The organism is Spirosoma sp. KCTC 42546, from assembly GCF_006965485.1.
GTDB lineage: Bacteria > Bacteroidota > Bacteroidia > Cytophagales > Spirosomataceae > Spirosoma.
Map to the genome: position 1 here is coordinate 4403364 of NZ_CP041360.1, position 17137 is coordinate 4420500.

Genomic DNA, 17137 nt, shown 5'->3' on the forward strand with positions numbered 1-17137 from the left:
CCCAGCGGCTAATATGATCGTTCCAATTTTCAAGTGCACTCATTTTTGTTTGTGACAAGATAGCGAAAAATGAGTGAAGAGTGTAGAACGAAAAGTGAAGAATAAAAAAGGTAGACCGTACTATTCTTCATTTTTCATTCTACACTCTTCACTCATTTTTTCGCTTTTTAAACACCTCTTCAGGATACCCTACTTCCATCAACGACAGCCCTTCGGCAGGAGCTGCCCGACCGGCACGACGGCGATCCCGGGCCAGAATTATCTGTTCAAATTCGGAACTACTTATCCGCCCCTGCCCTACTGCCAGCAACGTACCGACAATGGCACGAACCATGCCGTGTAAAAACCGATTGGCTTTAATATGAAAAACTAAATCGCCGGTGGGTTTTTCCTCCCAATAAGCCAGTTCAATCTGACAATTGAAGGTCTTCACATCCGTCTTCACCTTGCTGAAACTCTCAAAATCGGCATGATTCAGCAACGTTGCAGCCGCTTCATTCATGGCCTTTACGTCCAGCGGCAAGGTGAACACATAGACTAATCCATCCCGAAATGGGTCTTTTCGTCGGCTAATCTGGTATTGGTAATAACGAGAGGTAGCCGTGAAACGGGCGTGATCGTCTGCTCTCACCGGAAAGCACTCATAAACGGCGATATCGGGTGGAAGCAAACTATTCAGCGACCGAATCAAGTATCCGGTTAAGGGTGCATCGAACTCAAAGTGAGCAAATTGCTGGCCAGCATGAACACCCGCATCGGTTCGACCACTCCCAACGATAGAAATGGGTTGCCGGAGCACGGTTGCTAAAGCTGATTCAAGAACCTCCTGCACACTGATGCCATTCGGCTGTCGCTGCCAGCCGTGATACTTTGTGCCCCGGTAAGCCAGTTGTAGAAAATAACGCATATTGCCAACAAAAGTACGGGTTGTCGGCTTTGCCAGAAACAGTGGAGGCTTTGGTTTCAGGAAAATGATTCCCAAACGCCAAAGCCTCGATTAAAGAGGAAGGAACGAAAAACGATACGGAATCAGCAGGAAAATTAGTCCTGTTTTGATTACCGAATGTCCACGCCGAGTACTGGTATACTTACTTTCAATACAGGTTTTACGCAAACTACCCCCTGCTGCTACGTAGCAGAAGAGTTATGACAAACATACAAAAAACATGCCCAATAACCACTAAAATGGCCTTTAATTGACGTTTAAAGACGTTCAACTTCGAATCTCAGTTCATCAACAAGCTGCCGTAGGCGATCCGTATTTGGTGCTGGAGGTGGTAATTGCTGGCTCACGAAAGCGCAGATTTCCCACACTTCCAACACATCTTTTAACGCTATTTCACGGTTTGGCAAGTCGGCACGGTCGGCAGTGAGTAGTAAAGTGCCTTTAACTTTCACCTGGTTATAGACCCGGCGGCAGCAAATACCAGAACCAGTGGGCGGCTGATGTATAAGCAGGACATATAATTTCCCATCGGCAATATCGAACCAGTTCCGGATAAACTTCCCAACAAGCAACGCCCCAGGAAAGCTAAAGTCGTCGCCAGCCTCAAACGCGCGATAATGGCCTTCAGGCAAGGTTGGTAAGTGCATAGCCGGAAGCCGATGCAGAAAATCGGCCTGCTGATACCGCTGCCCATATTCGGCAAACTGCCGTTGGACTACTACAGGAATGGTAGGCGCAACGGTTTGGGCAGGCGCATTCGAATAGGCAGAAGCTGCCGATCCCTCATATACGTTGTTAAACGTCAGCGATTCCGTTTGCCGGGTAGAGGGTGTTGGACTACTCGGACGAACAGGTTCAGGCCGTGGTTCTGGTTGTGAAGCAAATAGCCGATCAACAGCCTGTTGACCGGACCGATCAGATTGCCTGACATCAGGCTGGGGTTGAAAGGACGATGGCTGGGGACGATCGTTTCCTACGCCGGGACGCACGGGTGACGTGATTACGGGAGGAACCGGTGGATCTTGTGACCGACGTGGCTCTTCCTGCGTTTTGTAGTATTTATTCAACACCGACGATAGCGGCTGTGGTTCGGGTGTCGGGGGCGAAGGCTGCGAAAATATATCGGGGAAGTCGGGGTGCTGAAACGGATCATCATCGTCGGCTAATTTACCATCCGATCGAATGGCGGAACCTGTTTCATTCGTGCGCCGATCATCCCGATGCGCATACACATCCGTTGTTTTTTGCCCTAGTGGAATACTGAGGTTCGGTGTTTCGCGAAGTTTACGCAAATCCTGTCGCGTTAGTAGTTCAACCGTTGTATTGAAAGCTTTGGCAATTAACTGTATATTTTGCTGATTCGGGTTGGCACGACCCTCCTCATAAGCCCCTAACAACGAGCGCTTTATATTTATTTTTCGAGAGAATTGCTCCTGCGTTAAGCCGTTTAGTTTACGTAGGTAGCGGATGTTGTCACTGACGAGCGTCATCCAGTTTGGGGTGGCTAAAGTTTCAGCTAAGATAAACGATTCATGTTTTAAATCCATATCCTCCGCTTTTTTGTATTTTTAGCATAAAAAGTAGGCAGTAACCTTTCGATTTAGGGTGGACCTACGCCAACGTCTCTTGGGCACCAGCCCACCGTAAACCGAACACAGAAAACTCAATGCCATGACCACTGTACCCAGCGAAACCGATTTACACGAAAACATTCAGATCGCCTTTGATCGGCAACGTCGGCATGCACCCCAGATGGCGCTGACAACTGCCGAACAACGGATTGAACGAATCAGGCGGATTCAAACCTGGGTAAACGCTCATGAGACCGATATTCAGCAGGTTATGTACAATGACTTTCGGAAGCCTTCGGCGGAGGTCATGCTGGGTGAGTTAATGGCGCTTCATGCCGAGATAACGCATACGCTACGGCAGTTGAACCGATGGATGAAACCACAGTCGTTGCCTACGCCGATGGCCCTAATTGGCACAAAAAGCCATATCCGTCATGAGCCCAAAGGAAACGTCCTCATTATTTCGCCCTGGAATTACCCGTTTGTCCTTTGTATCAGACCGTTGGTATCCGCTATTGGTGCAGGCAATGTAGTGATGCTGAAACCCTCAGAACTGACGCCACATACCTCCAGCCTGATCAGAAAGATGATTTCTGAACTGTTTCCGCCCGAGGAAGTGACTGTTTGGGAAGGTGATGCTCATGTATCACAAGCCTTGCTGGAACTGCCCTTTAACCATATTTTCTTTACTGGAAGTCCTACTGTCGGGAAGGTTGTAATGACCGCTGCGGCAAAGCATTTGGCGTCTGTTACGCTGGAACTAGGCGGAAAATCGCCAGCCATTGTTGATAAGTCGGCCGATGTAAAACAGGCGGCTGGCCAGTTGGCCTGGGGTAAATGCCTCAACAATGGCCAAACCTGTATTGCGCCCGACTACCTGCTTGTCCATGAGTCTATTAAACAACCCTTCATGCAGGCGTTTCGCGACTCGATAACGGCCATGTATAGCCCCGACGGCAAACTCGTAGAAGCCTCCGAGAGCTACGCCCGCATTGTTAACAAACGGCATTTTGATCGTATTCGCACCCTGGTTGACGATGCGGTTGCCAAAGGGGCTACCGTTACGCTGGGAGGCAAGATGAATCCTGACCAAAATTTCATTGAGCCAACGGTTCTGGAAAACGTAACCAACGATATGGACGTGATGAAAGAGGAGATATTCGGCCCGGTGCTACCTCTACTTACGTATACCAATCTGGACGATGCGCTCCGTATGGTAAACCAGCGGGAAAAACCGCTCGCTCTGTACATTCACAGCCGAAATCGAAAAACGACGCAGTATATTCTGGACAGAACGTCGGCGGGCGACACGGTTGTAAACGATACATTGATCCAATTCGGCAATGTGGAATTACCTTTTGGCGGGGTGAATAACAGTGGATTGGGTAAATCGAACGGTTTCTTTAGCTTCCAGGAATTTTCTAATCAGCGAGGGGTTATGCAACGCGATTTTGGAACGATGAAATTCATTTATCCGCCCTACACCGAGAAGGTGAAAAAGTTGATCAATTTTATTGTAAAGTACCTGTAGGATTCAACACCATCAGCACACAGATCATTTTTTCGTTAAAAATCCGTATCATTGATACTGATGTTTCAACGACGATTCCTGACGGCCCTGCTTCTGTTTAGTACACTTACAGTCTCGGCCCAAACCCTACCGATTCTCGATCAAAACCCTACCAGCCTGCGCTGGTATAGGATTAACACGCCCCATTTTCGCGTTTTATACCCCAGGGGTCTCGATTCCACCGCTCAGCGAACAGCCAGTCGACTGGAAAGCCTGTACGAACCAACCAGTGCTTCGCTCGACAAACAACCCCGACCAATTTCAGTTTTGCTGCAGAATCAGAACACAGTAAGCAACGGCTTTGTAACGCTGTTTCCACGTCGGTCGGAGTTCATTGCCGTAGCCCCACAAGATCCTGCGCTGATGGGTACGTACAATTGGCTCGATTTGTTGGCGGTCCATGAATATCGACATGTTGTACAGTATGAAAAATCACTACAGGGCTATGGACGTGTACTCCATACCTTGTTGGGCAGTACAGGTCAGTTTCTTCCCACCTTAACGGTCCCCGACTGGTTTGCCGAAGGGGATGCCGTTAGTAACGAAACCCTGCTAAGTAACAGCGGTCGTGGCCGGATTCCCAACTTCGATCTGGGTATGCGCGCCAACCTGCTCGCCGGAAAGCCTTTCGATTACCCCAAAGCGGTGGCTGGTTCGTACCGCGATAATGTACCAAACCATTACGTACTGGGTTATTTTCTGACAACCTATCTCAAACGCACCTACGGCCCGGATGTCTGGAGTCGGGTGCTTGACCGCAACTACCGTCGGTTTCCGTGGCCCTTTGCCTTCTCGGCCAGTATTAAAGAAGAAACCAAGTTGCGAACGGAAGATATGTACCGCAAAACGATGGACGATCTAACCGAAATCTGGCAAAAACAGCAGGAAGGGTTAACGATCACCCCCTCAACAGGTTTCCTCGTTAGCGCCGAAAAACCAAACTCGACAAGGCCGAATCCACGGCGGCCGATCTTTACTAACTATCAGCATCCGCAGTTCCTGAACGACTCGACTGTTGTATGCGTAAAAAGCGGCCTTGGTGATACGCCCCGACTGGTAATTTTATCAAAGAACAAGCCTGAAAAAACGATTCATGTGCAGGGTTTCCCGAATGACCCCGATCTGCTTTCGGCCACGCCCACTAAAGTATGCTGGATTGAATTAGGATTCGACCCACGCTGGGGTCAGCGTGTTTACTCCAACATTCGTCTGCTCGATCTCAGGACCGGAAAGCTTACCCGCCTGACGCACCGCACCCGTTATACCACGGTTGCTCTTTCACCCGACAATACGAAACTGATTGCTGTTGACAATACAGATCGGTACAAAATCAACTTGCTGGTGCTTGATGCAAAGTCCGGCAAGGTCATAAAGCAATTACCCAACCCCGACAATGAGTTTTACCAGCATCCGCGCTGGCAGGATGACAATCGTACCGTTATAACGGTTGTCCTGAAAGATGGGCAGAAAACTATTCAGGCTATTGACACTGATGGCAATACAAAAACTGATCTACTGCCCCGCATAAATGAGAATATCAGCCACCCACAGCCCTGGGGTAAGTATGTACTATACAACTCACCCCGATCAGGAATCGACAATGTGTTTGCCGTAGATATCAACTCGAAGCAAGTATTCCAGGTCACCTCTCGCCCATTGGCGGCTTATCATGCAACCATATCGCCATCAGGTAAGCGGCTCGCGTTCGAAGATTTTGCCGCAACGGGCTATCGGATTGCTGACATGCCCCTTGCTCCTGCCAACTGGAAACCTATAAGCGCGCCAGCACAGGAGCAACCCATTCGCTACTTTGGTTCATTGCCCCAACAGGAACCGGGTGCCGCCCTGGGGCGTCGTATTTTGGCAGATTCGGCAACAACAGCAACCCGTTACCAGCCGACGCGCTTTCGGCGGCTGGCCCATGCCCTTAATGTGTACAGTTGGGGGCCAACTATAGCCAGCACCGGGCAAGCCTTGACGGTTGGGCTGAGTTCGCAGGATTTGCTGAGCACGACGCAGATTGGCGTGGGTTATACCTATAACCAGACCGAACAGGCTGGCAACCTCTATGCCCTGCTCAGTTATCAGGGACTTTTCCCGATCATTGATGTAAGCTTTCAACGCGGCACACGCAGTACTTCTCTCTTCATCGACCGGATAGAACCCGCCGACAGCCTGCGTTCGGATCGCTGGCAGTACAATCAGTTGACAGCCGGGTTTCGGTTGCCTCTTCAATTCACCAATTCGAAGTACATTCAGGGAATAAATCTGTCAGCTTACTTCAACTACCTTCAGGTAACGGGCTACGACCTCCCTTATCGCTATCCAACGGAGGTCGGCTCTTCAGGGTCGATCAGCGCCTTAACGTATGGATTTAGCTACTCTCACCTGTTACGGCAAAGCAAACGGGATGTTGCTCCCCGTTGGGGTCAATCGCTGTCGGTCAACTACCGCACAACCCCCTTCGGCGGGAAACTCACTGCCGAACAATTAGGGGTTCAAGGCAATTTATTTTTCCCAGGCTTAGCCAAGCACCATTCGCTACGCTTACGGGCAGGCTATCAGCTACAGGCACAGGGAACGTACCAGTTTGGCGCACTCGTATTTTATCCGAGAGGACAATCCTATATTGGCTTCGACCAGATCAAAGCAGGCAGCGTTGAATACCGATTCCCGCTGGCTGATACCCACTGGTCGCTGGGGCGATGGCTGTATGTGCAACGGATTAAAGCAGGCGGCTTTTATGATCTTGCCAAAGGGCAGAGTAATGTGGAAGTGCGCGATGTGTTTGGTCGCCTTCGTGGTTACGAAACGCAGTACCGTGATTTTCAGACAACCGGGCTCGACGTCTCCTTTGTCTTCAACACCCTTCGTTTACGCAACTCCTTCGAAGCCGGTTTCCGAACCATTTACAACGTAACCACCCGCCAATGGCTGATTCAACCGTTAGTGATTGATATTGGGTTTTAAAAGAGGAGAAAAGGGAGGAAAGGGAAGAGAAGTATTGCTTTCGCATCAATTCCTTCGTCCTTTCCTCCCCTCCTCCCTTTTCTCCTCTTTTACCCTTTGTAAAACACCCATTTCGCCAATTCGCGGAAGGAGGTTTTCTTACCGTACATGAGAATACCCACGCGATAGATTCGGGCGGCTATCCAGGTCGTGCCGATGAACCCAATGACCAGCAGCAGCATAGACAGGATAAGCTCCCAGGCCGGTACGCCAAACGGAATCCGAACCATCATGACTACGGGCGAGGTGAACGGAATGATGGATGTCCAGAAGGCCAGCGGTCCATCGGGGTCCCGCACGGCAATCTGCGCAAAGGCAATGGCCGCAATAATGGGCATCATGATTGGGAACATGAACTGTTGCGTCTCCGTCTCGCTATCGACGGCAGCTCCAACCGCGCCAAACAAGGCGCTGTACAAGAGGTATCCACCTAAGAAATAGAACAGAAAACAAGCTATAATCATCGGGAGATTCAGGGTTTCAATAGCCGCCATAACGTCGGCAACCGGGTTTTTTGCCGTCGACATTTTGTGTTGAACATCCTGTCCGCCGGGCATACCGTTCATGCGAGTCGACATAGCCGATTTGGCGGTTTCTTTCTGTCCCATAACACTAGAACCCAAGGTGATCAACCCAACGGTCAGAATAATCCAGAGCATAAACTGGGTTAAACCCACCAGGGCAACACCAATAATTTTACCCAGCATCAACTGGAAAGGTTTCACCGACGAGATGATAACTTCTACGATCCGGCTGGTTTTTTCTTCCATCACCCCCCGCATGACCTGCGTTCCGTAGATGAGGACAGAAATGTAGATAAGTAAGGCGCAAAAGCCACTGATAATAGTAGTGGCAATCCCGTTGCTATTCTTTTCTCCCGCGTCGCTCAGGCTAATGGTTTGCGCATCTACGTTCACCTTGGCATCCTCGATGATTTTCTGAGTAATGCCCGCCTGTTCCAGTTTTATGGTTTCAATTTCCTTGCCAATGGCCCGCTCGATACCACTTTGCATTGAGAGACTAACGCTTTTTTCAGCAAAAATCTGTACTGTTTTAGGTTGCTCAATAACATCTTTCGGGATAAAGACCAATGCATCGTACCCATCCTTGACGAATGATTTTTTAGCCGCCGTCAGCGATAGCTTTGGGTAGGAAAAATTCGTTTCATCATCGTTTTTAAACTTATTGACAAAGCGACCACTCTCATCGACCACCGCAATTTTTTTCTGGTTGATAGAGCTAACAGCCGCCCAGCCAATGATGGCATAAAAGCCAAAAATCAGTACCGGCCCCAAAATCGTCATAATAATGAATGACTTTTTGCGCACCCGTACCATGTATTCGCGCTTGATAATCAGGAAAATTGTGTTCATATTAGTAATGAGTGAAAGAGCGAATGAAGTGAAAAATGAAGAGTGTAGAGTGATGAATAGTTTGATTGCATCAGTTTTTATTCATCACTCTTCATTCTTCACTTCATTTAATCATTGGTTTCGCCAACAGTCTGGATGAAAATATCATTTATACTGGGTATGTTCTCGCCAAAAGACCGTACGGTGACGCGATCGAGCAAGTGCCGAATCAGTTCATTAACAGCGGCATCGGGAGGAATTTTAATATCGGTCCTCAGAAATCCGTCATCCGTTTGGCGGGTAGTCAACACGTCAAATGCCGTTGGGAGATTCTCCAGTACGCCCTGGTATTCCACATGATAGGTATGGGTTTTAAATTGCTCCTTGATAGCTCGCTTGGGGCCGTCGAGCACTTTATGCGACCGGTTGATGAGTGCAATATAATCGCAGAGTTCTTCCACTGATTCCATGCGGTGAGTCGAGAAAATTATTGTTTTCCCTTTATCACGCAGTTCCAGAATCTCATCTTTAATCAGGTTGGCGTTGATAGGGTCGAAACCGGAAAAAGGTTCATCCAGAATAATCAGGTCAGGCTCGTGCATAACAGTGGCCACAAACTGTACTTTCTGCTGCATCCCTTTCGATAAGTCCTGCACCTGTTTATCCCACCAGGTTTTGATATCGAACTTGATAAACCAGGTTTTTAACTTGTCCATTGCCTGCTTTTCGGTCAGCCCTTTAAGCTGAGCCAGGTATAGCAGTTGCTCACCAACCTTCATCTTTTTATAGAGCCCCCTCTCCTCGGGCAGATACCCGATCCGTTTAATGTGGCTTGGATTCAGGCGTTCGCCATCCAGAATGACCTCACCTGAATCGGGAGCTGTAATCTGGTTAATGATTCGAATCAGCGAGGTTTTACCCGCACCATTAGGTCCGAGAAGGCCAAAAATGCTGCCTTTAGGCACAGCTAAACTGACGTCATCCAACGCCCGATGCTCGGCATACTGTTTTACAATGTGGTGGGTTTCGAGAATATTCATTTAGTTTAGGGAAGAACCGTTGGTTGCAATTCGTGGGCTCAAGCTACGAACTTTGCTTGATCAACAGCAATCAAATTACGGATGAACTGCCAATCAGCTATACAGACGGTCATAAAAAAGGCCACAACCGTGTGGGTTGTGGCCTTGTCAAGTACTATCAGATGAAATTAGACCTTTACAACAATAGTTTTAGCCCATTTATCGCCAAACCGTTTCCCTTCATCGCTGAATACCATTAGCGCATCTACGAACCCGAAAAAAGGGATCATCAGCGATACCTGCCGGGTAATAGCAGTTCCATAATCACCAACTAGACTAGCACCCGTATCTTCTTTGATGGCTTTGATACCCATCAGTTTTTTACCAATACTCTGCCCACCCAGAAAGCCTCCTGTTTCAGGCAGTGCATCCTTGGTAAGCATATAGGCAATCGCAATGGCATACCCCACCATTCCGAGACTATAGGATACCATAATCAAGATCCAACAGGGTATGTAAGCAATAATACCGTCAATGAATGCGGCAACGAAACGCTGTACCGGTGTAGCTTTAACGTGGGTACTAACAGGAGTGTAAGAGGGTTGCACGAGCTTAGGGGTTTAGGTAAAACAACTAAAAAGTAATTACATCCCCAACCTACGAAATCAGCCGGGAATACCCATGCATTACTTCCTAAACTTTTTCCGATTTATCAAGCGGTAACTTCATCAGTTTCAATGGGCTGCGTCCTGAACTCCCCTTCCCACTTGGAAATTACACAGGTGGCTACAGCATTACCCGCAACACTGGTAGCCGAGCGTCCCATATCAAGCACCTGGTCGATTCCCAGCAACAGCGCCAGCCCTTCGATCGGCAAATTGAATAACGACATGGTTCCGGCAATAACGACCAGAGAAGCTCTGGGGACTCCCGCAATTCCTTTGGAGGTTATCATTAACGTAAGCATCATAGTAATTTGCTGCTCAAGGCTTAAGGGCACATGATACGCCTGGGCAATGAAGGCCGTAGCAAACGTCATATACAACATCGACCCATCGAGATTAAACGAATAGCCCAGTGGTAGTACGAACGAAATAATCCGCTCGGAACAGCCAAATCGACGTAAAGCCTCAATCGTTTGTGGAAATGATGCCTCTGAACTGGCGGTACTAAAGGATAGAATAACGGCGGAACGAATTTCTTTCAGCAAAGCGAAATACGGGATTCCTACCACCAAACATATAACCGCCAACACCACGAAAATGAAGAACAGAAGACCCCCAAAAAAGCATAAAATCAGGTACACATAGCCTCCCAGAATACCCAGACCCTGTTGGGCTACAATAGCTGCAATAGCCCCAAGTACACCAAAAGGAGCAAAAGCCATCACATAGCTGGTAATTTTGAACATAATGTGGGAGAGTGCATCCAGCGCTTTTATCATGATTTTGCCCTGTGCCCCTACAGCGCCTACAGCAATACCGAAAAAGATACTGAACACCACAATCTGAAGAATTTCATTCGTTGCCAGTGCCTCAATAAAGCTGGTTGGAACAATGTGCTCAATAAATGTATTGAACGACATTTTCTGTACTGCCACACCAACATCAGTCCCTTTAGCAGGCAATTGGGGAATATTCATTACTTCGCCAGGTCTCATGATGTTGACCACCAGCAAGCCAACAACCAATGAAAGAATAGTAGCAAAATAAAAATACGCAAGGGTTTTGAGCCCAATCCGTCCAACGGTACCAAAGTCGCCAAGTTTAGCAATTCCCACAACCAGTGTAGCGAATACAAGGGGCCCAATAATCATCTTGATAAGCCTCAGGAAAATCTTGGACAGGATATTCAGGTCACTACCCGAAAAACCAGAGCCTGTATCCGGGAAAAAATAACCAATAGCAATACCGAGCACCATGCCCAGAAAAATTCGTGTAGTTAAGTTGGGAAGTTTCATGCAGTGAGATTAAAAGACACTAGTATACAAAGTTAACGTAGTCCATGCAGTTCCGAAAATACGGCTGCAATGGTTACAAAGCCAGAGTTATACCTTTTTTTCAAATCGATTAATAAACAGTTAAGCCAAAAACGCCTTTTTTTTGCATGTTTAGCTTCCATGACGTATTATGCGACTAAATCAGTGGACTAAATCAACAAAACCATTGAATCAGAATCAGTTGAAGACCCGCCGGTAAATTGGCTTTCGGCATGCAAATTGTAACCAAAGAATCGGATAAAATAGATAATTGGTCAGTAAAAATGGGGTTTTGAATGTGATATCGTCGATTACTATCGTCTGTTCACTACCCGTCTGGAGGTCAACGAAACGGCGGAGACCATGCCGATGTTTCCAATGGGAAAGGAAAAAGGGAAGTTGGGTGCCCTGATCAATAAAATAAATTTCCTCTTGATCTGCTTGTTGATCAACAATGAGACTGATCCAGTCCTGCCGGAAGAACAGAAAATTTAGCTGTAGATGAACTACATCACCCCGTAGGCACCCATCAAAGCGAACAACTTTCACCGGTGGAAACGCTGGCGTGAGCTGTTCGAACAGGGCACGCGTAAAGCCAGCCCAAACAGCAAGCAAGGGTTGGTTAACCCTGGTTTTAAGAACAATATGCATAACAGGTGCAGGAATTGTGGAGCGGAAAGCAAAAGAATACAGTTACCTTTCACGAAATAAGACTCTTTTCGAGTTGCCGAAAGCGACTAAAGGTAGATATTTGTTCGTTCATATTTCGCTTTATCCAAGCCCATCTGGGCAAACTCATGATCAGTTTATGCACCGACTTACTCGCCGGTTAGTTTGTTGGCTGATTATTGGACTGCTCGGTTTAGTAAGGCAGGTGAGTGCCGCTGCCCCTGAACCAGAATACTTAACCGTACGAAATGGCTTACCGCAGGGATTCGTTAACTCGATTATTCAGGATCGGGGCGGATTTATCTGGCTGGCAACGCGCGATGGGCTCTGCCGATACGATGGCATTCGGTTTCGCATTTATACCCACGATCCTCAGCAGGCCCAATCATTATCCTTCAGCAGTATTTACGAGATTCAGGAAGATCGTAGGGGCAAACTCTGGATTCGAACCGAAAATAACCAAATTGACTGCTTTGACCCGGTTACAGAGCGATCAACTCGAATTTCTAACTCGCCTGCCTTTAAACAGGCATTAGGTCGCGACCAACTCGTTGGCATAAAGCCCGATCAGGCGGGTAACGTTTGGGTGGCTACCTATACGAATGGCTTTTTCCGACTCAATGCCAATGGAACGGTCTCGCACCGGCACTGGGTTGCGCAGGGGGATACGAATTATCACCTGATCCACTCACTCGTAGTTGACCGAACAAACCGCCCCTGGTTGGCAACCCAGGATGGGCTAGTTCGATATAATCCTGCGTCAGCACAACTCGATCTCTTTCAGGAAGCACAGGGCTTACCCCAAAATGAGGTTTACAGAGTACATGAACGAAAAAACGGCGAATTACTTCTGGGCTTTCCGGGCCAGTTTGCCCGCTTCGATCCCGTAAGTGGCCGTGTTCGACAACTGATTACACTTCCTGATGAACCCGGCTTACCGTTGTTCGCAACGGACCAGAAAGGAATCGACTACATTAATCAAAACCGCTATACTGATCAGAATGGCCTGGTTCCGTTATGGCCCGATCGGACGTTGGAGTCGCCTAAGCTAGCCCGCTTCTCGGCATTGTCACTATTAATAGACCGCTCAAATGTGCTCTGGATGGGTCTTAACGGTGACGGAGTGATAAAATATGATCTGAATAAACGTCCGTTCCAAACCTGGCCATATACCAGCAATTTCCAGACCGACTGGTTAAGTCAGCAGTGGGATGTTCCAAGAGATGCGATTCCTGCCGACATTCGCCAGCAATCGCCTGCGGGTATTCGATACCAGTTCGACCGGCGTAAAACGCTCTGGATTAGCAGTCAGCAAACCATTCCCTATCGTTTTGATGCCTCCAGTAGGGCATTTGTTCCGGTGCTACCAACTGGCATTGAAACCCGCTGGCTCCCGAACGGCGAGTTCCGTCTAACCACGCTGGCAGCCGGGGCACAAGGTGAACTCTGGGGCTTACTTGGCCCTACGAATCAGGTGATCGTACGTCATAATCCCGATCTGGCCACCTTTACCGCCTTTCCGCTACCCCTCCCCCCTAACCATCCTTACGAGATTACAGCGATGGTAGTCGATGGGGGGCGGATTTACCTGGCTACCGAAAATCACGGGCTACTCCGGGCCGACCTATCGCAAAAACGACTTATTCACTGGGACAATATAATGGGCGATCCGAAATCCTTACCCGGAAATGCCCTACTATGCCTGGCCCAGGATCCGCTTCAGTATAAGTATCTCTGGATAGGAACCTTTGGCGAAGGACTCTGCCGACTCAATAAAATGACTGGCCAGATTCAGCGGTTTACGGTTGGGCAAGGCTTATCGAATAACGTCATTTACGCGATCAGGCCCGATGGTGATGGGCACCTATGGCTAAGTACCAATCGAGGACTTTGCCGCTTTGATGCCCGCTCCAACGAGGTGCGAAACTATATGACCGACGATGGGCTCCCAAGCGAAGAATTTAAGCAGTACTATGATGTAACCCTACCAGATGGCAGGCTCATTTTTGGTGGTATTGGCGGTTACACGGCCTTCGACCCGCGCCAAATCAGCGAGGATCCGATGAAGCCCACTGTGGCGCTCACGGCACTACGTATCAATAACCTGCTGGTAAGCGCAACTACACCAGATTCCCCTATTCAGAAGGACATCAACGAGACAACGGAGATCGTTTTAACAAACCGTCAAAACTTCCTATCCATTGATTTTGCCGCTCTTGAATTTAATCAAACCCATAAAAATCAGTACCGGTATAAATTAATTGGGCTCGATAAAGACTGGGTCTATAGTGGTAATCAGGCCACGGCAACTTACACAAACCTCCCCCCAAACACTTACACATTTGTTGTTAATGCCTCGAATACGTCTGGCGTATGGAGCCCCAACATACATTCATTGCGATTGATTATAGAGCCGCCGATTTGGGCAACGTGGTGGGCCTACACGCTCTATGGACTGCTGCTGATTGGCGCGTTAGTTCTCTATCTCCGAGTCCGAATCCGTCGTATTCAGCAGAAAAGTCAGATGGAGCTTCGCGAGCAGGAGTCGATTCAGTTAAAACACCTGGATGCCGTTAAAACACGGTTCTTTGCCAATATCACCCACGAGTTCCGAACTCCCCTTACCTTAATTCTAACACCGTTAGAACAGGTATTAAATGATACGACTAACTCACCTTATCACAGTCGGCTTACGCTTATTTACCGGAATGCCAACCGGCTCCTGCGACTGATCAATGAGCTGCTCGATCTGGCAAAACTCGATGCAGGAAACCTGACTATTACCCCAACTCCTGCCGATTTGCCCGAGTTTATCCGACGAATTGTGACGGTCTTTACAGAAGAAGCGCAACGGAAACACATTCAATTGCAGTTAACTGACCAATTCAAACAGCCCTACTATTGGTTCGACCCGGATAAAATCGAAAAAATTCTAAGTAATCTTTTATCGAATGCGTTAAAATTCACGGAGGAAAACGGCTCCGTGAATGTGTTGATTCACGTTGAACCTATTGATCCAACCGTAGCCAGTTCCGCGAAAACGGATTTAGTTCGCTTAACGGTTCATAATACTGGATCGAAGATTCCTGACCAGAAATTACCCCGTATTTTCGACCGATTTTATCAGGCAGATCCTCTCGAAGGAGCTATGGGTGGATCAGGTATTGGCCTGGCTTTAGTAAAAGAGTTAGTTGAGATGATGCAGGGTACGGTTAAGGTAACGAGTCTGCCGGATAAGGGCACTAGCTTCACAGTTGAGCTACCCTGCCGTCAGGCACGTGCTGAACTTGTTGTACAAACTCCTCCCAATGAGTCCGCATCAACAACGGCCCCTGGGCAAGCTCCGGTTAGTCCAGACTCTACAGATGATAAACTACATCGGATCTTATTGGTAGAAGATAACGACGAACTAGCCGAATATATAGCGTCTACGCTGAATACCGAATGGCGGGTTAAACGGGTCAGTAATGGCCAGTTAGGGGTTACAACCGCCATTGCTGAAGGTCCTGATTTAATCATAAGCGATGTGCTGATGCCCGAAATGGATGGCTATGAACTCTGCCGACAACTGAAGGCCAATCCGGTTACAAGCCATATCCCTATCATTTTACTCACGGCTAAAGTATCTGTAGAAAGCCGATTGGAAGGATTAACCGCCGGTGCAGATGATTATTTAGCAAAACCTTTTCAGGTTGATGAGTTACGCGGGCGGGTTAGAAACCGGCTGGATCAGCAATCGCGCACCCGTCAGCATTTCCGGTCTCAGTTGTTACGGGAAGGCAACCTGCCTACAACTAGCCTGGACCCTCAGGATGAGTTCATGAATCGGGTCTATAGCATCCTGGAAGAACGTCTGGATGACTCCACATTCGGTGTTGAACCACTGGCTACAGCCATTGGCATGAGCCGTATGCATCTGAACCGGAAAGTTAAAGCAATGACTGGCCTATCGCCGAATGAACTAATCCGAATTGTACGACTGAAACGGGCAGCGGAGTTGTTACTAACGGGCGTATCTGTATCAGAAGTGGCCGACCGGGTAGGCTTCGATACACCTGCTTATTTCTCCAAAGTTTTTAAAGATCAGTACCACCTGACCCCCTCTGAATACGTCGATCAAAACCGGCACGAAATTGCCTGACGTCACGCTCATTCTAGAGATACGTTGCGTTTTTCGCACTTTAGACACCTCCTGGCCTTCTTTGAGTAGCATTTGTTCCCTTATTAACAAGTGATCATACCTGATGTTACAAATTTTATAGTCCTTGTTACGAAAGAGCAAGACAAGGGAAGTCATTGGGTTTAGTATTGCGTAAGTATTCTTTCATCATTACTCTGAAAAGTAATACACGCCTATGTCAATGTCTGTCTTTTCTTTATCCAATCGATCCATGCCAACGGATTGGCCTCCGCTAAAACTCTACCTTCGTGAAACGGGTCGCCAGTTTTTTTCTGTATCGGACTTAGTGTATCTACAGGCAGTTGCTAACTATAGCTGGTTAAACTGGGCAGATGGTCGCCGAATGTTAATGCCCCGAACGCTGAAATATTATTCGCCCCAGCTTCCTACCGAATTGTTCATCCGGCTTCATCGAAACTGTGTTGTTAACCGTCAGTTTGTGGAGCGCCTGGAGCGTACAGAAACCGGCGGATTAGTTCACTTAAGTACGGGCGATGTACTCCCTGTGTCACGTCGGCGCTGGAGTCTGGTTCGGCGTCAACTGGCAAGCCATCGGTCTTACCTAAGTTAATTAGTTGTTACCTCTTATAAAGAGACCTTTCTCTTGAATTTTCTGGCTCACAGTAGCTGGTACAATTCAGGAGAAAGGTCTTTTTTGTTTGCCTTTTCTGGCGCGGGTCGATTTAGTGTTCCAGTTGCTATAAACAGTTGACCCTATCAGGGTCAAGTCCATTGAGTGAAGCTACTTCGTACATAGCTTGTCAAAGATAATTGTCCACAGAGGCACAGAGAACACAGAGAAATAAACGTCTGATTAACTCTGTGTTCTCTGTGCCTCCGTGT

11 protein-coding genes are annotated in these 17137 nt (G+C 48.0%); 4 read left to right on the plus strand and 7 right to left on the minus strand.

All coding sequences use genetic code 11. The annotated features are described in order from the left end of the window. Positions 1-148: 148 nt before the first annotated feature. Together truA and EXU85_RS17990 are read right to left on the minus strand one after the other, a co-directional pair. Entirely contained in the window at positions 149-907 is a 759-nt protein-coding gene (truA, locus tag EXU85_RS17985; RefSeq protein ID WP_142773411.1) for a tRNA pseudouridine(38-40) synthase TruA, read from the minus strand. A gap of 296 nt (positions 908-1203) precedes the next feature. Beyond that, the gene (locus tag EXU85_RS17990; RefSeq protein WP_246859142.1) at positions 1204-2493 is read right to left on the minus strand and encodes a helix-turn-helix transcriptional regulator; all 1290 of its coding nucleotides are present in this window, start codon (positions 2491-2493) and stop codon (positions 1204-1206) included. Between the two features lie 124 nt (positions 2494-2617). Between EXU85_RS17990 and EXU85_RS17995 the strand changes: the two genes are divergently transcribed. Next, entirely contained in the window at positions 2618-4048 is a 1431-nt protein-coding gene (locus EXU85_RS17995) for an aldehyde dehydrogenase family protein (RefSeq protein WP_142773412.1), read from the plus strand. 60 nt (positions 4049-4108) lie between these two features. Beyond that, complete coding sequence (locus tag EXU85_RS18000) at positions 4109-7057, plus strand: hypothetical protein (RefSeq protein WP_142773413.1); 2949 nt, start codon at positions 4109-4111, stop codon at positions 7055-7057. 89 nt (positions 7058-7146) lie between these two features. Here EXU85_RS18000 and EXU85_RS18005 read toward each other — a convergent pair whose 3' ends face one another. The 5 genes from EXU85_RS18005 to EXU85_RS18025 all read right to left on the minus strand — a co-directional run bounded on the left by EXU85_RS18005 (position 7147) and on the right by EXU85_RS18025 (position 12096). Next, positions 7147-8469, minus strand: coding sequence for an ABC transporter permease (locus tag EXU85_RS18005; RefSeq protein ID WP_142773414.1), 1323 nt, complete (start codon positions 8467-8469; stop codon positions 7147-7149). A 107-nt stretch (positions 8470-8576) separates the two neighbouring features. After that, the gene (locus EXU85_RS18010) at positions 8577-9488 is read right to left on the minus strand and encodes an ABC transporter ATP-binding protein (RefSeq protein WP_142773415.1); all 912 of its coding nucleotides are present in this window, start codon (positions 9486-9488) and stop codon (positions 8577-8579) included. A gap of 167 nt (positions 9489-9655) precedes the next feature. After that, entirely contained in the window at positions 9656-10075 is a 420-nt protein-coding gene (locus EXU85_RS18015; protein ID WP_142773416.1) for an RDD family protein, read from the minus strand. 104 nt (positions 10076-10179) lie between these two features. After that, positions 10180-11427 carry a dicarboxylate/amino acid:cation symporter gene (locus tag EXU85_RS18020; RefSeq protein WP_142773417.1) on the minus strand — a complete coding sequence of 416 codons (1248 nt, stop codon included), beginning with the start codon at positions 11425-11427 and terminating at the stop codon, positions 10180-10182. Positions 11428-11643: 216 nt separating this feature from the next. Further along, positions 11644-12096, minus strand: a complete 453-nt coding sequence (locus tag EXU85_RS18025; protein ID WP_142773418.1) for a hypothetical protein — start codon at positions 12094-12096, stop codon at positions 11644-11646. A 157-nt stretch (positions 12097-12253) separates the two neighbouring features. Between EXU85_RS18025 and EXU85_RS18030 the strand changes: the two genes are divergently transcribed. Both EXU85_RS18030 and EXU85_RS18035 read left to right on the plus strand, forming a co-directional pair. Beyond that, positions 12254-16255: an ATP-binding protein gene (locus tag EXU85_RS18030; protein WP_142773419.1), complete on the plus strand. Its 4002-nt coding sequence runs from the start codon at positions 12254-12256 to the stop codon at positions 16253-16255. Positions 16256-16475: 220 nt separating this feature from the next. Next, a complete protein-coding gene (locus tag EXU85_RS18035) occupies positions 16476-16865 on the plus strand; it encodes a LytTR family DNA-binding domain-containing protein (protein ID WP_142773420.1) in 390 nt (129 codons plus the stop codon). Positions 16866-17137 lie beyond the last annotated feature (272 nt).